Here is a 21,176-nt window from a genome sequence, read left to right on the forward strand (position 1 = left end):
TAAAAACATAAAATAGTAGTAAAATAAAAACAAAAACCAAGTTTTAATTTTTATTTATTTTAATAAAGAAATAAAAGCAAAGGTTTTTTATCTTTGTATATATAAGTTCTTTACTTAATTTCTTTATCAACAAGAATAAGGTGCTGTGTAATAACGACTTAATAGGGAATCATGTGTGAATCATGAGCTGACGCGCAACTGTAAGTAACCTAAAAAAAATTTTATCAATAAAAACCATTGCCGATTTAAACGGTGAGAAGGTAGATAAAATGTTATAAGCCAGGAGACCTGCCTGTTCTTAATTGACAATGCTTTCGCGAGTAAAAGCAAGATCACAAAAAATATAATTGGGCTACGAGAAACTTTAAGATCATTAGAATAATTAGTTTACTTGTATGTCAAAAATTGTTTTGAAATTTGATTTTATTTAACAAAGAAAGAGAGCATTGTGAAGTTTAGCAATAAGAGCTTTTTATAATATAATCGTTTAAAAAGTTATAAAAATGCAAACACACAATCTAGGCTATCCGCGTATTGGTAGTGACAGAGAACTTAAAAAAGCCTGTGAAAAATATTGGGCAGGTAAAGCGTCAGTCGAAGAACTGATGATAACAAGTAAAGATATCCGGCACCGAAACTGGGTAATTCAACAAAAATTAGGGATTGATTGGATCCCATCTAATGATTTTTCTTATTACGATCAGGTACTTGATATGTCACTAATGGTCGGGGCTATCCCTAAAAGATATAATAAGGTAATACTGGATAAATCAAATACAGAATTAGACTTATATTTTGCCATGGCCAGAGGACATCAAAAAGAAGGCATTGATATAAAAGCCATGGAAATGACCAAATGGTTTGATACCAATTATCATTATATTGTCCCTGAATTTGAAAGTAATCAGAAATTTTCCTTGTTTTCAACAAAAATTATTGATGAATATTTAGAAGCTAAAAATGCGGGAATCCATACAAAGCCGGTTATAATAGGTCCTGTATCTTATTTGTTGTTGGGAAAAGAAAAAGAGGAAAATTTCAATAAGCTGGATTTACTAAAAAATATTCTTCCTGTCTATATAGAAATCCTAAATAAATTAAAGGCAGAAGGTGTTGAATGGGTGCAGTTTGATGAGCCTTTCTTAGCTTTGGATTTAGATGAAAAAGCGAAAGAATCCTTCCAATATGCCTATAAAGAAATTCATAAACAATTTCCTTATATAAATAAAATACTAACTACCTATTTTGACGGATTGAAAGACAATTTAGCACTTGCTTTTAATCTACCCGTACAAGCATTACATATTGATTTGGCACGTTGTCCGGAACAATTAGATGAAGTTTTAGAAAATATTCCGGAAAAACTTATCCTGTCCTTAGGAATCGTTGATGGAAGAAATATATGGAAAAATGATTTCGAAAAATCTTTGAAACTTATTCAAAAAGCTGTTTCCAAAATTGGCAAAGACCGAATTTTAATAGCTCCTTCTTGTTCACTTCTTCATAGTCCGGTTGACTTGGAATTGGAAACAGATACAAAAGCCCTTTCATCGGAAATTAAAAATTGGTTGGCTTTTGCAAAACAGAAAATCGATGAAGTAGTAACCTTAAAAAAGCTTGCGTCTAAAGAAGATTCCCTGGATTTACAAAAAAAATTACAGGAAAATATAGCGGCTGCAACCAGCAGAAAAATATCAGCTTTAATACATAACGAAAAAGTAAAAGAAAAAATAAGGAACATTGAAAAAGTAGAAGATAAAAGAAATTCCGTATTTTCAGAACGAAAGAAAAAACAATCTGAAGCCTTGCAGTTGCCTTTATTTGCAACAACTACGATCGGCTCATTTCCTCAAACATCCGAAGTCAGAAGTTGGAGATCTAAACTAAAAAAAGGATTGATAACTCCTTTAGAATATGAAGAGCTGATTAAAAAGGAAATTGAAAAAACAATACGATTCCAAGAAAAAATAGGTGTAGATGTATTGGTTCACGGGGAGTTTGAACGAAACGACATGGTGGAATATTTTGGAGAACAATTAGAAGGAGTTGCATTTTCCAAAAACGGATGGGTACAAAGTTATGGAAGCCGTTGTGTGAAACCACCCATCATTTATGGCGATATATTCAGGCCTAATCCTATGACTGTGAAATGGTCTTCCTATGCACAATCCTTAACAAATAAAAATGTAAAAGGTATGTTGACCGGACCGGTAACTATATTGCAATGGAGTTTTGTACGAGACGATCAACCGAGAAAAGATACCTGTTTCCAAATTGCATTAGCCATTAGAGAAGAAGTAGTAGACTTGGAAAAAGCAGGAATACGAATTATTCAAATAGATGAACCGGCCATAAGAGAAGGGCTTCCGTTACGAAAAAAAGATTGGCAAACCTATTTAGAGTGGGCTATAAAAGCATTTAGAATTGCATCCTGTGGGGTAAAAGATCAAACACAAATTCATACTCATATGTGTTACTCTGAATTTAATGATATCATACAAAACATAGCAGATATGGATGCGGATGTAATTACCATAGAATGCTCTAAGTCAGATATGAAGTTGTTAAACATTTTTTCAGAATTTAAATACCCTAACGATATTGGTCCGGGTGTTTATGATATACACTCTCCAAGAATACCGTCCAAAAATGAAATGGTTTCCTTATTGAAAAAAGCAATTAAAAGTATACCGGTAGAGCAATTGTGGATTAACCCGGATTGTGGACTAAAGACAAGAGGATGGGAAGAAACAGAAAAAGCATTAATCGAAATGGTAGGAGCAGCAACAGAAATGCGAGAACAATACTAAACGATCTTTTTAGTATCGGTCGGTATAATACGTATAAATGTTTTAAATATGATCGTAACTTCTTAAAAGTCGTTTAAACCAAAGGTTAGAATTCAATGAAAATTTAAAAAATTCTAGAGTTCGATATATTAAAACTTAAAAATGATTTATTAAAACAAAATTATAATTGTCTTAGTAGTATTTTAATTTTAAATAGCTAAAATAGGATAAGTAACAAAAGTTGATTATATATTTTATGTGTTAAGAATAAGCTGAAAATATAGTGCTTTCAGCTTATTTTCATTTTATTATAATATTATATGTATATATTTCTTTAAAATAAAATAAGAAACATTTTAATAATTATACATTAATATATTAAATTAATTTATATTTTTGTATATAACACTAAATTACAAATATAGAATATCATGGATTTAAAAAATGCAGTTTTCGGAAGCTTCAATATATATGATAACATATTTATATCGATAAAATTAGTAGTAGCATTTATCGCCGTTTTAATTTACATTAAATTAGTAGGAAGAACCATTTTAAACCAAGTTTCCGGAATTGATCTAATTCAGAATATAGTCTTAGGGGGCTTGGTAGGTGGAATTATATATAATCCGAATATTTCTATTATGGAATTTGCTTTAGTGTTATTTATTTGGACATTCATTGTATATTTAATAGCATTTCTCACAAAAAAATATAGTCGTTTAAGAGGATTAGTAGAAGGCCCTATTATACCTTTAGTATTAAAAGGAAAATTTAATATAGAAGGATTTAAAAAAGCAAAGATTGATATAATGACTTATGCCAGTGTACTCAAAAACAATGGTATATACGATATATCTAAAGTATATTTTGCTCAAATGGAACAAGACGGTTCCATTACCGCATTTACGGATGATTATGATAAATACGCAGTCTTACTGGTTATTGATGGCAAAATTAACCATGTCTATTTAGAAGGAATTGATAAAACAGAAGATTGGCTAAAAAATGAATTACGAAAACAAGGATATGACGATGTGTCCAAAATTTTCATTGCACAGTGGTCTCCGAATAAATTTTTTATTGTACCAAAAAGTCAGGATTATAAATTGAAGGTTAATGATTAAAACTATTACCTGATTTTAATCTCAAAAAACTTCTCATTTTCAATAAAACCTTCCAGAAAATCATTTTCACTAAGCTTTGAAACTCCCGATGGCGTTCCGGTAAAAATAATATCGCCCATTTTTAAAGTGAAATATTGAGAAATATATGAGATGAGGTAATCAAATGAAAAAATCATTTCTGAAGTATTTCCTTTTTGCTGAATATTGCCGTTTTTTACTAAAGAAAAATTCAAATTATCTAAATTAAACTTCTCTTTATTTACAAAATTTCCAATTAAAGCAGATCGATCGAAAGCCTTGGATTTTTCCCAGGGAAGCCCTTTTTCTTTTAATCGGTCTTGTAAATCTCTAGCAGTAAAATCAATGCCAAGTCCAATTTCAGAGTAATAATTTCCGGCAAATTCCGGTTGAATGTATTTTCCAACTTTAGAAATTTTTATAAGAACTTCCACTTCATGCTGAAGGTTTTCAGTGAATTCTGGAATATACCAATCATCACCGGGTCTGGCTAAAGCGGTATCCGGTTTAATAAATAAAACCGGATCTTTAGGTATCTCATTGTTTAATTCTTTCGCGTGATTGCTATAATTTCTTCCTACACAGATAAATTTCATAAAACACTTTTTAATTTTGCTCTTGTAAAAATTTTTTTCGAATATAAAGGAAAATCAGCATTCATTAACCAGGAATAATATCCTAAATCACTTAAAAACACATTTTTCAATTTTTTACCTTTGTATTTTCCAAAATTGAAAACCTCGTCTTCATCCTTATCTATTCCAACAAATCCTGCCAAATCAGCATTTTTATTTTGCATGGTAAACTCATGAAGGAATTTCACATCGTTTTGAATATCCTCATATTTTTCAAGTTGAGCTTTTAATATTTCATACGTAGCATAAGTATCTGCAGAAGCAGAATGAGCATTTTCTAAATTCTTATCGCAATAAAATTTATAAGCTGCGGAAAGATTCCTGGGTTCCATTTTATGAAAGATTACTTGAACATCAATCGGGCGGTGTTTTTTTATGTCAAATTCAAACCCGTTTCGCAAAAGTTCTTCCGCAAGTAATGGAATATCGAATCGGTTGGAATTATATCCTGAAAGATCAGAATCTTTAATCATTTCGAGAACCTGAGGAGCAATTTCTTTAAAAGTAGGAGCATCGACAATATCTTTATCATAAATTCCATGAATTAAAGACGATTCTTTTGGAATTGGAATTTCAGGATTAACTCTCCAAGTTTTACTCTCTTTTGATTGGTCAGGGTTTACTTTAAATATACTAATTTCAACTATCCGGTCTTTGCTGATATTTATTCCGGTAGTTTCAAGATCGAAAAAGCAGATTGATTTATGTAGTTTTAGTTCCATTTGAAATAATTTTTTTTCGAAATATAATTGATAAAATTAAGTAAATTAATATAAGTATTGGTATAGCTGATATTTTAAGGAAAATTAATAATACTATGCAAATTATAAGGAAAGAGTATACAAGAGAATTATCTTTCCAGGTTAAGCTTTTAAATTTAAAAGCCAATAAGGGAATATTGGCAACCAGTAAATAGCTTGATAAGGCAGTAATGAATAATAAAAACCAAGAATTATCCAATAATAAATACGTATGATTTTGATGTAAATAGTATAATGAAAATATCAAGATAGTATTTGCAGGAGTAGGCAATCCTTTAAAATAATAACTTTGTTCCTCATCTAAATTAAATTTAGCAAGACGCAGAGCGGAAAATAAAGTAATCAATAATCCAAAAAATGGAAATAAAACGATGTATTTATTATGAATAAATCCGTTTGAAAACGTACTTATACGAGAATAAAAATCATCTCCTCCCAACATGGTAAACATAAATAAACCGGGCAATACGCCAAACGTAACAATATCTGCCAAACTATCAAGTTCCTTACCAAAAGGTCCGGAAACCTTTGCAAGACGGGCGGCAAAACCATCGAAAAAATCAAAAATCAAAGAACATAAAAGCAGGATTAAAATATATTCAATGGGAGCTTTTATTATAGTTAAAATACACGCAATGCTACCACAAAGTAAATTAGCAAGAGTTAGTGTATTAGGAAGATATTTCATTTTTTCAGGTATTTATGAATAATGTATTGTTAAATACAAAGCAAATTAAGTTATAAAAGTAATAATTATTTTTAAAAATCCGAGGCAGCGCAAGTAATAAATAACGGTTTTCAACGTTTATACGATAGTTTATTTATACAAAAAAATACTATTTGTTGAAAGGGAAAATTCTAAAAAAAATTGCTTTAAGCATCCTCATTTGGGCTGTTCATTTTAATATGAATCTTCATGCGCAAGCATTTAGAAAATATTCAAATGAATTTCTAAATATAGGAGCAGATGCTCGTGCATTTGGGATGGGTAATTCAGTAATAGCTAATGTATCGGATGTAAATGCAGGATATTGGAATCCAGCAGGGTTGACGGAAGTTAGAGATGCTTGGCAAGGAGCTTTGATGCATGCAGAATATTTTCAATCCATAGCCAAATATGAATATGCAGCTGCAGCAATTCCCTTAAACAGTGGAACGGAAGGAACGATTGGTTTTTCACTCTACCGATTTGCGGTAGATGATATAATGAATACTACTCAATTGATCGATAATCAAGGGAATATAGATTACAATAAAATAAGTCGATTTTCAACGGCAGATTATGCGTTTATGGCCTCCTATGCCGGTAATTTATTCAATGACCCTAATCTTTCAATAGGAGCAAATGCAAAAATAGTATATAGGCATATCGGTAAATTTGCTAATGCATTCGGTTTTGGATTAGACGCAGGATTGCAATATCGAACCCAAGATCAATTTTATTTTGGAATTATGGTCAGAGATATAACAACCACTTTTAATGCATGGTCCGTAAATGAAAAAAAATTAAATAAATTAGAATTAGACGGAGAAACACTTAATGAAGCGCCTAAAGATAAAATAGAGTTAACCATGCCTAAATTAAAATTAGGTGCAGCCAAAAAATTCGATTTAAATGATAAATTCGGATTGTTGGCTGAGTTAGATTTAAATTTTGAATTTGATAAAAATAATGATTGGCTTTCATCAGAAGCGCTAAGTATGTCCCCATCTTTAGGGATAGAATTAGATTATGATCATGTGGTTTTTTTACGAGCGGGATTAAATAATATGCAATATGAAACCCGTTTTGACGATTCAAGAAAATTAACAATTCAACCCAATGCAGGTATAGGGTTTCGTTATAAAGGAGTAACGGTAGATTATGCACTTACTAATATCGGAAATTCTTCAGTTGCATTATATTCTAATATATTTTCAGTTAAAATCGATATGGCAGAGTTTATTAAATAATTTTATAAAATATAAAACTGTAATTATCTTATACATAGAGAGTATAATTTTATTATTTAGAAAATAAGTATTACATTTGTAAAGTTTTTGGGATTTAAAAGATTATTAAAAGCCTATCTACAAGGGCTTTTTTTTGTACTTTATTCTTAGAAAAAATAGTATAGTAAATTATTGTTAAGATTTAGTTGTTTATTAGAGGGTGTTATTATGGCATTGGAAGAGAAAGTAAATGTATTATTAGAAGAATTTCTTCAAACTAGAGCAGATTTGTTTTTAATATCTTGTAAAGTTTCTCAAACTAATAAAATAGAAGTTACCATAGACGGAGACGAAGGAGTTTCTGTGCAAGATTGTTTAGATTGCAGTAGAGCAATTGAAAATAACTTAGACAGAGAAGAAGAAGATTTTGAATTGTCAGTCTATTCTTACGGTATAACCAATCCTTTATTATATCCAAGACAGTATGTGAAAAATAAGGGAAGGGATCTACAGATTATTACTATAGAAAATAGAGAGCTAAATGGAACTATAGTTGATGCAGACGAAGAAAAAGTAGTTCTTACATGGAAGGAAAGAAGGGCTAAAGAAGTAGGTAAAGGAAAAGTAACTATAGAAGTCAAAGAAGAAATATTTTACAGCAATATAAAAAGAGCAACAATTAATATAAAATTTTAATTTAAATTAGAACGGACCGATGGATAGTATAGAGTTAATAGAATCATTTGCAGATTTTAAAGACGAGAAAAATATAGATAGAATTACTTTAATGGCAATCGTTGAAGAATCAATGAAAACCGTTTTAAGAAAGAGATATGGTTCAGATGATCATTTTGATGTTATTGTTAACCCGGATAAAGGGGACTTGGAGATATATTTAAATAGAAAAATCGTTGAAGATGAAATGTCTGAAGATGATTTGTTAGAAATAGAAATAAGTGAAGTTAGAAAAATTGATCCAAGTTTTGAAGTTGGAGAAGAATATACCCAAAAGATTGAATTAAACGAATTAGGAAGAAGAAATATTCTTGCATTCAAACAGGTATTGAACACAAAAATAGCCGAATACGATAACTCTAATTTATATGAAAAATTCAAATCAATAGAAGGAGAAATTGTAAGCGGTGAAGTCCATTATATTCGTCATAAGCAGGTTATCTTAATGGATGAAGATCAAAATGACATGATACTTCCAAAAGAAAATCAAATACCATCCGATTTCTTCAGAAAAGGAGAAACCGTAAAAGCCGTGGTAGAAGAAGTAGGCTTTAAAGGAGGAAAACCATTAATTATCCTTTCAAGAACTTCACCTAAATTTTTGGAAAAACTGTTTGAATTTGAGATTCCTGAAATATATGATGGATTAATAACCATTAAGAAAACAGTTCGTATACCGGGAGAAAAAGCCAAAGTAGCAGTAGAATCCTATGATGACAGAATAGATCCGGTGGGAGCATGTGTCGGTATGAAAGGTTCTAGAATCCATTCAATTGTAAGAGAATTAAGAAATGAAAATATAGATGTAATCAGTTATACCAACAATCAGCAATTATTTATCCAAAGAGCGTTAAGTCCCGCAAAAGTATCTTCCATGGAACTAGACGAAGAAAACAAACATGCAGTAGTTTTCTTAAGACCGGAAGAAGTATCTAAAGCGATAGGTAAAGGAGGACAAAATATTAAATTAGCTAGTTGGTTAACAGGATATGAGATTGATGTACGAAGAGATGAGCCGGAAGAAGAAGATATTGAATTGACAGAATTTTCCGATGAAATAGAAAGCTGGGTTATTGAAGAATTGAAAAAAGTAGGATTAGATACAGCACGATCTGTATTAGAAAAAGATGTAAATGATTTATTAGAACTTACGGATTTAGAAGAAGAAACCATTATAGATGTGATCCGTATTTTAAAAGAAGAATTTGAAGAATAATGTAAATTTCTTACAATAAATTATCATATTTGTAAAAAAAATAGAATAACAACAAAGTATAATATGTCGGGTATTCGATTAAGTAAAGTATTAAAAGACCTTAATATCTCTCTTGACAGAGCAGTAGAATATTTACATTCTCAAAATGTCGGGATTGAGAAAAACCCTAACGTAAAGTTAGATCAAAAAGCGTATCAGCTCTTAGTTACTGAATTCTCAGAAGATAAAATGAAAAAAGATGCGTCTTTAGATGTGGTCATAAACAAAATTCCGGAAAGAAGAAAGGAAGAGAAGGTGGAGCAACCGGAAATATTTAAGGTTAAAGCCGATGAAATAGCTGCACCTAAAACAATAGGTAAAATAGACCTAGATGCTCATAGAAAGACTAAAAAAGATTTTAGAAAAGAGAAAGAAAAAGAAGAAGAAAAAGTAACTTCCTCTCAAAATGTTGAGCAAAAAGAAGCTAAACCTGTAGAAGAAAAAAAATCGGGTATTAAAATAGTTGGAAAAATATCTCCTGAAGACCTGCAAAGAGCTAAGGAACCTACACATCCGGTTAAAAAACAGAAAGAGAAAAATGCAGAAGAGCAACCGAAACAGGAAATTAAAGAAGAAAAAAAATCAGAAAAACCACAGGTCGTTTCTTCTCCACCGGTAGTTGAAGAGAATGAAAAAAAATCACAAGACGACGAACCTGAAAAGTTAGAAACCCAATACCAAAAGTTGGACGGACCTAAAATTACAGGTCAAAAGATTGATTTAACACAATTTCAAAAACCTAAAAAAGTCAATAAAGAAAATTCAAATTCTGAGAAAAAGAAAAGAAAAAGAATTGTTAAAGACTCTAAAGTTGATGTAAATGCGGTTGCTAAATCAATAAACAACAACGGAGATAAAAAGGGCGGATCAGGTCAAGGACAAAATAAAAACTTTAAAAAAGGCGGAGGAAACAGACGTCCAAATTCAGGCGGAGGAAACAGAAATGTTCGTCCTGCAGAATTAACGGATGAACAAGTAAAAAATCAAATAAAAGAAACCTTAGAAAAATTAACCTCCAAAGGAGGAAAATCTAAAAGTTCAAAATTCAGAAGAGATAAAAGAATTCAAAGAAGAGAGCAAGAAGCTGAATTACACGAACAAGAAAGAAAAGATAACACCCTAAAAGTAACTGAGTTTATCACTGTTAACGAGTTGGCGAGTCTAATGAATGTTGCAGCAACTGAAATTATTTCTGCATGTTTTTCTTTAGGTGTTATGGTAACCATGAATCAACGGTTAGATGCTGATACCATGGTATTGGTAGCCGATGAGTTTGGTTATAAAATTGAATTTACCGATTCTGAAGTAGATGATTCTGCTATTGAAGAAGAACAAGATAAAGAAGAAGATTTGGTTACAAGAGCTCCAATCGTTACAGTGATGGGACATGTGGACCACGGAAAAACTTCTTTGCTGGATTATATAAGAAATACCAATGTAATTGCCGGTGAATCCGGAGGGATTACACAACATATAGGGGCTTATAATGTTAAGCTTTCCAATGGGCAAAAAATCACATTTTTAGATACTCCCGGACACGAAGCCTTTACCGCCATGCGTGCAAGGGGTGCTCAAGTAACCGATTTAGCAATTATCGTAGTTGCAGCAGATGATAATGTGATGCCTCAAACCAAAGAAGCGATCAGTCACGCTCAAGCAGCGGGAGTTCCTATGATATTTGCAATTAATAAAATTGATAAGCCTAATTCCAACCCTGATAAAATCAAGGAAGAATTATCGCAAATGAACTTATTAGTAGAAGATTGGGGAGGTAATATTCAATCCCAAGAAATTTCCGCTAAGTTTGGAACCAATGTTGATATTCTACTTGAAAAAGTATTATTAGAAGCTGAAATATTGGATTTAAAAGCCAATCCTAACCGTTTATCTAATGGAGTGGTTATTGAAGCAGCCTTAGATAAAGGAAGAGGTTATGTATCAACCATATTAGTACAAAATGGGACTTTACGAGTTGGAGACTACATTTTGGCGGGAAAAAATCACGGTAAAGTTAGAGCTATGATGGATGAAAGAGGAAAACCGATGAAAGAAGCCGGTCCATCAGTTCCCGTTACGGTTTTAGGTTTAGATGGAGCGCCAACTGCTGGGGATAAATTTAGGGTATTTGAGGATGAGAAAGAAGCAAAACAAATTGCTAACAAACGAGAGCAATTAATCAGAGAACAATCCATAAGAACTCAAAAACATATCACCTTAGATGAAATTGGAAGAAGAATTGCGTTAGGTGATTTTAAAGAATTAAACATTATCCTAAAAGGAGATGTAGATGGTTCAGTAGAAGCACTAACAGATTCTTTACAAAAATTATCTAATGATCAGATACAAATCAATATCATCCATAAAGGAGTTGGACAGATTACAGAGTCTGATATCTTATTAGCAGCAGCTTCAGATGCCATATTAATTGGATTTAACATTCGTCCAAACCAAAGTGCCAGAGAATTAGCAGAAAGAGAAGAAATCGAAATTAGAACCTATTCCATTATCTATGACGTAATTAACGATGTTAAAGAAGCTATGGAAGGTATGCTTTCTCCTGAAATCAGAGAACAAATTATTGGAAATGTTGAAATCAGAGAAACCTTTAAAATTTCAAAAGTGGGTACTATTGCCGGATGTATGGTTTTAGATGGAACTATTAACAGAAACTCTAAAATACGTATCATTAGAGAAGGCATAGTAGTATATACCGGTGAGCTTGAAAGCTTAAAAAGATTTAAAGATGATGTAAAAGAAGTAAGCAAAGGATACGAATGTGGATTGAATATTAAGAATTATAATGATATTCAGATAGGTGATTTATTGGAAGTATACGAAGAAGTAGAAGTTAAGAAAAAATTGAAGATTTAAATTTAAAATTATAAATAACTAATATAAAAGCTGTATGAAATTTTCATACAGCTTTTTTTATTTCCCAACCATCTTATATTATAGTGTTCTTTCAAAGAATTAAGTATAATTTTTTCATTATTTAATATATATGTAATAATTTAACTATATTTATAACAAATAGCTATTATTTTAAGATAATTTAATATTATTTTTGGATATATTAAAAAAATGTTAGAATTTTGTTGTTTAACTAAGTATATATTATTGTATGAGGAAAGAACTTAAAATTTTAAGTGTGCTAGGATTGTGCTTATCCGGACAATTTGCTTTTGGGCAAATTAAAGGAAATGTACAAGAGGCTGATGGTGAACCTGCCATAGGAGCGAAGGTCGAAATTAAGGGAACGAATACTTTTACAAGAACCGATGATGACGGTAATTTTGAATTATCAGCAGGAAAAGTTGGGGATGTTTTAGTAATTACGAATTTAGAAGAAGAATCTGAAGAAGTAATAGCAAAAGATGATTTAGCATTTAAATTTTCTAAAAAAATCGAGAAAAAAGACGAAAAAGAAATTGAAGAAGTAGTTGTTTTAGGATTCGGTAGAATAAGAGATGCTAAAGATGTGGTTGGAACAGCATCTGTGGTAAAAGGATCAGACATATCAAATGCCCCGATTGCATCATTTGATAAAGCTTTAGCAGGAAGAGTTTCAGGTTTATCAGTAAACTCCTCTACAGGTCAGCCGGGAGGACTTGCACAAATAAGATTGAGAGGAGTTACCTCTGTGAACGGAAATAACAATCCGATTTACATCATTGACGGGGTAAGAATTTCTTCAGGTAATTTAACCAATAATCGTAACAAATCCGAAACAGACCCTTCAACGAATGTTTTAGCAACCATAAATCCCAATGATATTGAATCCTATACGGTCTTAAAAGATGCAGCAGCTACCTCTCTGTATGGTGCTGATGCAGGAGCGGGGGTTATTGTGATAACTACCAAAAAAGGAAAAAACGGGAAAGCTAAATTTTCAGTTGACTTGGAAAGAGGTTTTGGAAAAAAAGCAGTAAAAGGCCCAAAATCAATCACTCCGGGAACATGGAACAGAGTTTTAACAGAAGCGGTTAAAAATAAAAGAAATTTAACAGAACAAGAAGCCATCGATTATATAAACAATGAATTGGCTCCAAAAGAAACCACTTTGCCGTTATGGGATGGTAAAACTGAGGTTCCTGATTGGACTAAACTTGTGGAAAGAGATTATACCTCTCAAAACAGCCTAAATATTGGAGTAACCGGAGGTTCAGATAAATTAAAATATGCTTCCTCTCTTAATTATTTCTCACAAGAAGGTACTGTAAGAAGTACAGACTTTGATAGAGTTAGTGGGAGATTAGCAACTGATTATAAAGCTACAGATCAATTAACCATCCGTACAGATATCAATGCGGCTTATACCAAACAAAATAGTGTTTTAAACGGAGGATATTTTTCAAATCCGTTATTAACTAAATACTTTATGCTGCCAACTGATCCTGCAAAAAATCCGGATGGAAGTTACAATTTAGGAGAAGGCGGAAGAATGTTTAACGGTATGTTTAATGCCGCGTATTTATTGGAAAATAACTACATAACCACTAAAACAGCCAGAGTTTTTGCTAATATACAAGGTGAGTACAAGATTATTAATAATTTAAGATATGTGATAAATTTTGCACCGGAGTATATAAACATGGAAAGAGATAAATATGATAATCCAATTCATGGAGACGGAGCAAATACAAACGGAAGAATGATTAATGAAAGAGTGCGATATTTTAACTGGAATGTTCAGAATATTTTAAATTACTTTTTCACAGTAGGAGAAAATCATCACTTTGATACACGAATTATACAAGAAGCTTATAAAAAAGACTATAAATACTTAAGCACTTCAAATACTACATTAGGAAGACTGGGGTTATATTCTACAGATAATTTTGTTAAAAATGAAGAAACCACCGGAAATGGCTATATCGCTACAAGAAATGCATATGCAGCGAATGTAAGTTACGATTACAGCAAAAAGTATTTTCTGGACGGAACGATAAGAAGAGAAGCATTAAATAACTTTGGTTCAGGTAATAAATGGGGGACATTCTGGTCTGTAGGAGCGGCTTATGATATTTCCAATGAAAGATTTTTAATCGGATCATCCATTGATTTGTTAAAAATCAAAGCATCATATGGAGAATTAGGAAATCAATTACTATATGACGATTTAAATTCATTTGCACAATATGGATATGATTTAAACTATAATGATGCTGCGGGAGGATATATCTATCAATTAGGATATAAAGATTTCACTTGGGAAAAAATCAGACAGTTTGATGCAGGTTTCGAAACTGAATTTTTTAATCACAGATTGAATTTTTCAGCATCTTACTTTCACAAAAAGACAAAAGATTTAATATTCCCTAAAGGTATATCATTAACCACAGGTTTCTCTACCGTATTAGTTAATGCCGGAGATATGGTAAACAAAGGGATTGAATTAGATTTAGGAGGAACAATAATCAAATCAGATACTCCTGACGGGTTCAACTGGTATCTATCCGGTAATTTCACTTACGTAAAAAATGAAGTAACAAATCTTCCGTTAGGTGAATCCATCACAGGAGTAAATATTGTTAGAAAAGGAGAAGCCGTAAAAAGTTGGTATATGAGGAAATGGGCGGGAGTTAACCCTACTACAGGAGAAGGACAATGGTATGTAAATGGAAAAGGAGGAGAAGTAACTACCGATTATAATAAAGCAGAAAGAGCCGTTCAAGGAACTACACTTCCAAAATACATGGCAGGGCTTTCAACAGATATATCTTATAAAAGAATATCTTTATCTGCAACCTTCAGTGGTAATTTCGGACATAAAATATATGATGGATGGAGAAATTACACTACCAGTGACGGACAATACATACATATATATGGAGGATATGAAGAACAAGGCGATTTCTGGACGCCGGATAATCCTCATGCTTCAAATCCAAAACCAATACTTACCAATTCTTCAAAATCCAACTATTCATCAACCAGATTTTTATATGATGGTGATTTCATCAGATTAAGAGACTTAACCATTGGATATACTTTTTCAAAATCAGTATTAGATGATATAGGATTAACTAACCTTAAAATATATCTACGAGGAACCAATATTTGGACCTATTGTTTTGACAGTAAAGTAAGGCATCTGAAAATAGAACCTGAACAAAATGTCAATGGAGGAGGAAGTAACTTTGAACAACCTATATTAAAAACATTTACTGTTGGAGTTAATGTTGGATTTTAAAAATTAAGAAGATAACCATGAAAAAGATAATATTATTAGCAACTGTTTTATCATCATTAATTTCAACCGTATCATGCTCAGATGATTTTACAGACCCGCAATTGCAACAAACCGATGTAATAGATGAAACGCCCATTACTACTTTGGGGCAGCTGGAAACATTTATGAACGGAACTTATGCCTTAATGAGATCCCAATATTATTACGGATGTAATTATGTAGTTTTCGGAGAAGTTAGAGGAAGTGATGAAATGTTCTCAACAGGCTCTTCCGGAAGATATCAGACAGTTTCTCAATTTACCATGAATGCAACCGACAGTTATGCAAGTGAAACATGGAAAAGAATCTATCGAGTAATATCCAATGCAAATATTGTCATAAACGCATCTATAACAGATGGAACTCCGGAAGAAAAAATTGACGAAATTAAATCACAAGCCTATGCAATCCGAGCTTGGGCATATTTCGATCTCATAAAATTGTTTGGACAAAAATATACACAAGACAAAAATTTAGGTGTTCCCTTAATTTTAGATAATACAACCAACCCGGCAACATTCGCTGTATCAAGAGCAACCTTAGATGAATGTTATGCTCAAATCGAATCTGATTTTCAACAAGCCTATGAAAAATCAGTATATAACATTGATGTTAAACAAAAATTAACTAAAGGAGCGATAGCCGGATTAATGTCGAGATACTATTTATACAAAGAAGACTATACTAATGTATATAAATATGCCGGTGAAGTTACGGCTCAATATGCACCAATTGACAAAGGTTTATATGTAACCAGTTGGAGAATAGAAGGGCTTAACTCAATATTTGAATTAGCTTATGGCGTTGCAGGGGCTATTGGTACTTCAAGTGTAGGTTATATTTTTTCATCAGAAGGATATGCCAATACCCGATTAAATCCAAGTTTAGTTGCAGCATACGACCCTGAAGATATCAGAGCTAAAATCAAAAAAGATAGTAAAGACAAAACCGGAATGTTGCGTCAAAATTCTTCCAAAAATGCAACCTATATTGAAGGTAAATATCCGTTATTAACAGGAGAATCCAATCAAAAGTTAGTTAGATATGAAGAAATAGCCTTAAATCAGGCAGAAGCCATATTAATGGGAGGAGGAGGTTCTACTGCTGAAGCCTTAGAATTAGTAAACGGCATTAGAGCTCAAAGAGGAATTACTCCATTAACAACAATAACCATGGATGATGTAAAAGAAGAGAGAAGAAAAGAATTAGTAGGAGAAGGATTCAGGGTTTGGGATTTGTTAAGATGGAATAAAACCTTAACAAGAATAGACTTAACAGGAGAACAAGATGTTACTTTCCCAGTTGGAGATTTCAGATTAGCTTTTCCGATACCGCAATCCGAAATAGATAATAATGCCGGAATGAATAAAGATCAACAAAATAAAGGGTATTAATAGATTATATACACAAAAAACCACCTTATTTAAGGTGGTTTTTTTATAGATAGCTTTTTAATAAACACTAAAATAATTTTAAATACAGAACGTAAATAATGATATTCGGCATTATTTTAACAGATATTAAGAATAATATAACATATAGAGTAAACAGTCGGTTTTTTTGCCGTTTTTTTATTTTTATATTTGCATATTGTTTACGTACATGAGTAGAATTAGAATATATTTTATCTGTTTATTTTCAAGCATAGTTTCAATATTTTCTTTTGCTCAGGTTTCAGAAGGGAACACAAACGAAATGCCTGTAACAAACAGTAAAACTATCTCTTCTGATTCAATTAAAATTTATAACCCAACCATACAATCCTATAAATATTGGACGGAAGACCATGCGAAAAAAATCTTTGATACGGTTTTAACTATAGATAAATACTATAGCAATAAAATGTACAATCACAAAGATAGTTTTGGCGCCATGCCGTTTTCCAATATAGGACATACTTTTAATCCTTTATTATTTTCAACTAAAATTAACTCGGGAATAGATTTAATTCCTACGGGAAAATCTTTTAACCTAATAGAAGCAGATGAAGTAAGATATTTTGATGTTCAGACCCCGATGACCGAATTCCAATATAACAATGGATATAAACAAGGCCATTCATTATCAAGTTTATTTACACATAATATCAATTCAAGGCTAAATTATTCCATACAATACAGAGGATTACGTTCAGAAGGAAAATATTTAGAACAATTAGCTTCCAATAATTCACTTTTATTCACACTTGCCTATCATACCAAAAATCAAAAATATAATTTGTGGACTCACTATATAACATCTAATGTAGACGATGAAGAAAACGGAGGAATTCAATTTCCAAAAAATTTCGAAGATGGAGACAGCCGATTTAAAGATCGTGACCGAATGGAAGTAAATCTTACAGGAGCGCAATCAAAATATGGAAGAAGAAGATTTTATGTCGGTCAACAATTAGGAATTCTTAATTCGGGACATAACACCTATCCTTTATCTATAAAAAATATTTTTTCGGCAGAATCTTCCCACTTTACCTATGAAGAATTTAAAAATCTAAATACCTATTTTTCAGATAAACAAGATATTTTTGATGTAGACAATTTGAAAAGTCATTACAACACCAAAAAACTTAGAAAGATTACCAATCAATCCATGGCAGTTTTTGATTGGAGCGATAAATTACATTTGGAAACAGGACTAAAATATGAACATTTAGAATTTAATTTTGACCGAATAGTAGATCCAAGTATTTCCTTTCCCAAAAATCTCAAAGACAATCGAGTGGGAATAGCCGGAAAGCTTGCATTTAACTGGAAGAAAGAAATTGTTTTAAAATCACAAGGAGAGGCAATGACTGGAGATGAATTTAAAAATTCGTATTACTTAGACAATCATTTAATAGTCAGTCCTTTAAAAGATTATTATTTAGAAGCTAATGTAGGAGTTAAATCTCAGATACCGTCATTAAACTTGCTGTATAATCAAAGTTTTTATAAATCCATGAATTATTTTATGGATGACCCGAAAAAAGAAAGAACAGTTCAAGCTGGAGGAGAATTACATATAAAACCTTATAATACAAGAGTTTTTACACAATTTTATAATATAAAAAATTATACCTATTTAGATAGTGATTATCTTCCTAAACAAGCCGGTTCTTCGGTTGATATAGTACAAGTAGGTTTGAAAAACAGTTTTCAATATAAAAAATTCCATTTGGAAACTAATTTAGCATATCAAAATGTTACCAGTAATAAACAACTCTTACCCTTGCCGGATTTCATTGGTAGAGCAACCATTTATTACCAATCAAAAGCATTTAAAAATAATGCAGAATTCCAATTAGGATTAAATGCTTATTACTTTAATAAATTTCAATCCAGACTCTTTTTACCGGTAACCAACGAGTTTAGATTACAATCAAAAACAGAAAATTATAATATCGGAGAATATCCCGTATTAGATTTATTTCTGCATTTTAAAGTCAAAAGAATGTTGATTATACTGGAAGGACAACATTTCAACTCCAGTTTTAGTGGTTACAAATTCTACAGTTCACCACTCAATCCATATACAGATTTTCGTTTAAATATAGGAATACTCTGGTATATATTCACCTAAAAACCATAAATAAAAATCTTACAATTCCTTTTTTATAAGCGAAATTTTTCATAAATTAGAGTTTACTATTACGTATAAAAAATTAAATTATGAATACTCCTCTTTTTGAAATCGATTTAAAAGTACGAGATTATGAATGTGATGCACAAGGCATCGTAAACAATGCAAATTATCAACACTATTATGAAGTAGGCCGTCATGAATTTCTAGAACATAATGGGCTAGATTTCTATGATTTACACCAAAAAGGAATCGATTTAGTATTAATAAGCATTCATGTACGCTATATGAGTTCACTAAAAGGAGGAGAAAAATTTTTATGTACCATAGATTCATTGGAAAAAGAAGGAATTCGTTATATATTTAATCAAAAAATTATACGCAAGTCCGACAACAAAGTATGTTCTGAAGCAAAAGCAGAAGTAGTAAGTGTAGTCAATGGACGTGTAAGTATGCCAGCGCTATTAGATGAATCATTTGCTAAATATCTTCAAAAATAAACAGAATAAACTCTCATAATTTGAGTATTTTACAAAAATTTAAAAGTAACGGAAAATTACTTTTAACCGGAGAATATACGGTACTGGATGGTGCCTTAAGTTTAGCCGTACCCACTCGATTAGGACAATCTCTTCAAATACACCAAACTCAAGAATTTTCTAATAAATTGGTATGGACAGCCTATAAAAGTGATGGAAAATTATGGTTTAAAACCGTTTTAGATATCAACAGCAATAAAATCGATGAAACGACGAATTTAAATTTTTCAAAACAATTACTCCATATTTTCCAAGAAGTACAAAAATTAGGAAGCACAAAATTTGAAAATAAAGTTGGATACGAATGTATAACTCGGCTGGACTTTCCCGAAAATTGGGGCTTGGGAACCAGCTCAACCTTAATAAATAATATAGCACAATGGACAAAAGTAAATTCCTATAAATTATTAGAAAAAACTTTTGGAGGAAGCGGTTATGATATAGCGTGTGCCGAAGCCCATACGCCTATTACCTATCAACTAAAAGAAAATGAAGTAAAGAAAATTAAAAAGGTAGAAATATCTTCCGCAATAACGGAAAATCTTTTATTTATTTATTTGAATCAAAAACAAAATTCAAGAGAAGGAATACAGCATTATAAACAAAAAACGAAGTCGGAAAATCTCATAGATGCCGTTTCAAATATAACCCGAGAAATTATAGACCCAAAAATTACCTTTAATCAATTTAGGATACTTATTTCAGAACATGAACAATTGATTTCAGACTTTATCAATATAGATACAGTAAAAAAAGTTTTATTCAGTGATTATCCGGGGTTTGTTAAGAGTCTGGGAGCTTGGGGAGGAGATTTTATTATGGCCGAAAAATTAGAATATTCGGAAACTTATTTTAAAAACAAAGGATATGAAGTAATCAAAAATTATAAGGATCTTATACTATAGCATTTAAAATTTCAGTATTTCATGAAATTTAGTTACACTCCATGGAAAGAAATGGAAAATTTATAGCTGAGAATTATTTGGTTGTTTAATGGTTTGATATATAATTGCTTAGATTGATGGTTGGTAAGGATATGTAATTTAGAGTTTTGAAAAAATTGATACTTATATTTTTTATGAATATCTTTACATAACCAAAAGTTTAAACCCAAAACAATGTTAAAAATAGGGGATAAGATTCCTGATTTTGAAGGACTTGACCAAGAAGGAAAAATAATTAAATATTCAGATTTTAAAGGAAAAAAACTTATCATATATTTTTATCCCAAAGCAAATACTCCGGGTTGTTCAGCTGAAGGATGTAATCTTAGAGATAATTATGCAACTCTTCAAAAAGAAGGCTATCAAATCATAGGAATAAGTAAAGATTCAGTAGATAAACAAAAATCATTTCATTATAAATATTCATTTCCTTTTCCGCTTATAGCAGACGTTGATAAAAAAATAATAGAATCATTTGGAGCATGGGGTAAGAAAAAATTTTTGGGAAAAGAATACGAAGGCATCTTACGATATACCTATATAGTTGATGAAAATGGAATAATTAAAAATATTATTACCAAAGTAAAAACAAAGAATCATGCAGAACAAATCCTTAAAACTATGAATCTTTAAGATAAACATTAGTTAATT

General features: G+C 31.3%; 15 protein-coding genes and 1 riboswitch. Of the genes, 12 read left to right on the forward strand and 3 right to left on the reverse strand.

The window, feature by feature from the left end; all coding sequences use genetic code 11:
* Positions 1–121: 121 nt before the first annotated feature.
* A riboswitch (cobalamin riboswitch) is annotated at positions 122–311 on the forward strand.
* A gap of 192 nt (positions 312–503) precedes the next feature.
* Both metE and GYM73_RS00420 read left to right on the forward strand, forming a co-directional pair.
* Positions 504–2,810: a 5-methyltetrahydropteroyltriglutamate--homocysteine S-methyltransferase gene (gene metE, locus GYM73_RS00415; protein ID WP_220233789.1), complete on the forward strand. Its 2,307-nt coding sequence runs from the start codon at positions 504–506 to the stop codon at positions 2,808–2,810.
* 410 nt (positions 2,811–3,220) lie between these two features.
* A complete protein-coding gene (locus GYM73_RS00420) occupies positions 3,221–3,916 on the forward strand; it encodes a DUF421 domain-containing protein (protein WP_160542518.1) in 696 nt (231 codons plus the stop codon).
* A 5-nt stretch (positions 3,917–3,921) separates the two neighbouring features.
* On the opposite strand, the gene GYM73_RS00425 is transcribed toward GYM73_RS00420, so the two are convergent.
* The 3 genes from GYM73_RS00425 to GYM73_RS00435 are packed head-to-tail and all read right to left on the reverse strand — an operon-like array spanning position 3,922 to position 6,018.
* Positions 3,922–4,530, reverse strand: a complete 609-nt coding sequence (locus GYM73_RS00425; RefSeq protein ID WP_220233790.1) for a fumarylacetoacetate hydrolase family protein — start codon at positions 4,528–4,530, stop codon at positions 3,922–3,924.
* Positions 4,527–5,291 carry a 3'-5' exonuclease gene (locus GYM73_RS00430; RefSeq protein WP_160542516.1) on the reverse strand — a complete coding sequence of 255 codons (765 nt, stop codon included), beginning with the start codon at positions 5,289–5,291 and terminating at the stop codon, positions 4,527–4,529. The genes GYM73_RS00425 and GYM73_RS00430 overlap by 4 nt, the downstream gene beginning before the upstream one ends.
* The gene (locus GYM73_RS00435) at positions 5,272–6,018 is read right to left on the reverse strand and encodes a phosphatidylcholine/phosphatidylserine synthase (RefSeq protein WP_220233791.1); all 747 of its coding nucleotides are present in this window, start codon (positions 6,016–6,018) and stop codon (positions 5,272–5,274) included. Before GYM73_RS00435 ends, GYM73_RS00430 begins: the two co-directional genes overlap by 20 nt.
* Before the next feature lie 155 nt (positions 6,019–6,173).
* Here GYM73_RS00435 and GYM73_RS00440 point away from each other — a divergent pair, with 155 nt between their 5' ends.
* From GYM73_RS00440 to bcp, 10 genes are all read left to right on the forward strand, one after another.
* Positions 6,174–7,283, forward strand: coding sequence for a PorV/PorQ family protein (locus GYM73_RS00440; protein WP_255570989.1), 1,110 nt, complete (start codon positions 6,174–6,176; stop codon positions 7,281–7,283).
* 207 nt (positions 7,284–7,490) lie between these two features.
* Positions 7,491–7,958 (forward strand): ribosome assembly cofactor RimP, encoded by a 468-nt coding sequence (gene rimP / locus GYM73_RS00445; RefSeq protein ID WP_160542514.1) that lies wholly within the window; start codon positions 7,491–7,493, stop codon positions 7,956–7,958.
* A gap of 19 nt (positions 7,959–7,977) precedes the next feature.
* Positions 7,978–9,213 (forward strand): transcription termination factor NusA, encoded by a 1,236-nt coding sequence (nusA, locus tag GYM73_RS00450; RefSeq protein ID WP_105296345.1) that lies wholly within the window; start codon positions 7,978–7,980, stop codon positions 9,211–9,213.
* Between the two features lie 63 nt (positions 9,214–9,276).
* A complete protein-coding gene (gene infB, locus GYM73_RS00455; RefSeq protein WP_166007227.1) occupies positions 9,277–12,123 on the forward strand; it encodes a translation initiation factor IF-2 in 2,847 nt (948 codons plus the stop codon).
* A gap of 250 nt (positions 12,124–12,373) precedes the next feature.
* A complete protein-coding gene (locus GYM73_RS00460; RefSeq protein ID WP_220233792.1) occupies positions 12,374–15,445 on the forward strand; it encodes a SusC/RagA family TonB-linked outer membrane protein in 3,072 nt (1,023 codons plus the stop codon).
* Between the two features lie 17 nt (positions 15,446–15,462).
* Positions 15,463–16,878 (forward strand): RagB/SusD family nutrient uptake outer membrane protein, encoded by a 1,416-nt coding sequence (locus GYM73_RS00465; protein ID WP_220233793.1) that lies wholly within the window; start codon positions 15,463–15,465, stop codon positions 16,876–16,878.
* Positions 16,879–17,086: 208 nt separating this feature from the next.
* Positions 17,087–19,042 carry a putative porin gene (locus tag GYM73_RS00470; protein WP_220233794.1) on the forward strand — a complete coding sequence of 652 codons (1,956 nt, stop codon included), beginning with the start codon at positions 17,087–17,089 and terminating at the stop codon, positions 19,040–19,042.
* 89 nt (positions 19,043–19,131) lie between these two features.
* Entirely contained in the window at positions 19,132–19,542 is a 411-nt protein-coding gene (locus tag GYM73_RS00475; protein ID WP_105296340.1) for a thioesterase family protein, read from the forward strand.
* 20 nt (positions 19,543–19,562) lie between these two features.
* Positions 19,563–20,486: a GYDIA family GHMP kinase gene (locus GYM73_RS00480; protein ID WP_220233795.1), complete on the forward strand. Its 924-nt coding sequence runs from the start codon at positions 19,563–19,565 to the stop codon at positions 20,484–20,486.
* A gap of 213 nt (positions 20,487–20,699) precedes the next feature.
* On the forward strand, positions 20,700–21,158 hold the full coding sequence (gene bcp, locus GYM73_RS00485) for a thioredoxin-dependent thiol peroxidase (protein WP_160568577.1): 459 nt from the start codon (positions 20,700–20,702) through the stop codon (positions 21,156–21,158).
* Positions 21,159–21,176 lie beyond the last annotated feature (18 nt).

Source organism: Apibacter sp. ESL0432, assembly GCF_019469225.1.
GTDB lineage: Bacteria > Bacteroidota > Bacteroidia > Flavobacteriales > Weeksellaceae > Apibacter.

What these genes read in the sequence shown, in the direction of transcription:
- GYM73_RS00420 (WP_160542518.1), top strand. Translation starts at nt 3,221, where the DNA reads ATGGATTTAAAAAATGCAGTTTTCGGAAGCTTCAATATATATGATAAC.
- GYM73_RS00475 (WP_105296340.1), top strand. Translation starts at nt 19,132, where the DNA reads ATGAATACTCCTCTTTTTGAAATCGATTTAAAAGTACGAGATTATGAA.
- rimP (WP_160542514.1), top strand. Translation starts at nt 7,491, where the DNA reads ATGGCATTGGAAGAGAAAGTAAATGTATTATTAGAAGAATTTCTTCAA.
- infB (WP_166007227.1), top strand. Translation starts at nt 9,277, where the DNA reads ATGTCGGGTATTCGATTAAGTAAAGTATTAAAAGACCTTAATATCTCT.
- bcp (WP_160568577.1), top strand. Translation starts at nt 20,700, where the DNA reads ATGTTAAAAATAGGGGATAAGATTCCTGATTTTGAAGGACTTGACCAA.
- nusA (WP_105296345.1), top strand. Translation starts at nt 7,978, where the DNA reads ATGGATAGTATAGAGTTAATAGAATCATTTGCAGATTTTAAAGACGAG.
- GYM73_RS00470 (WP_220233794.1), top strand. Translation starts at nt 17,087, where the DNA reads ATGAGTAGAATTAGAATATATTTTATCTGTTTATTTTCAAGCATAGTT.
- GYM73_RS00430 (WP_160542516.1), bottom strand. Translation starts at nt 5,291, where the DNA reads ATGGAACTAAAACTACATAAATCAATCTGCTTTTTCGATCTTGAAACT.
- GYM73_RS00435 (WP_220233791.1), bottom strand. Translation starts at nt 6,018, where the DNA reads ATGAAATATCTTCCTAATACACTAACTCTTGCTAATTTACTTTGTGGT.
- metE (WP_220233789.1), top strand. Translation starts at nt 504, where the DNA reads ATGCAAACACACAATCTAGGCTATCCGCGTATTGGTAGTGACAGAGAA.
- GYM73_RS00460 (WP_220233792.1), top strand. Translation starts at nt 12,374, where the DNA reads ATGAGGAAAGAACTTAAAATTTTAAGTGTGCTAGGATTGTGCTTATCC.
- GYM73_RS00465 (WP_220233793.1), top strand. Translation starts at nt 15,463, where the DNA reads ATGAAAAAGATAATATTATTAGCAACTGTTTTATCATCATTAATTTCA.
- GYM73_RS00425 (WP_220233790.1), bottom strand. Translation starts at nt 4,530, where the DNA reads ATGAAATTTATCTGTGTAGGAAGAAATTATAGCAATCACGCGAAAGAA.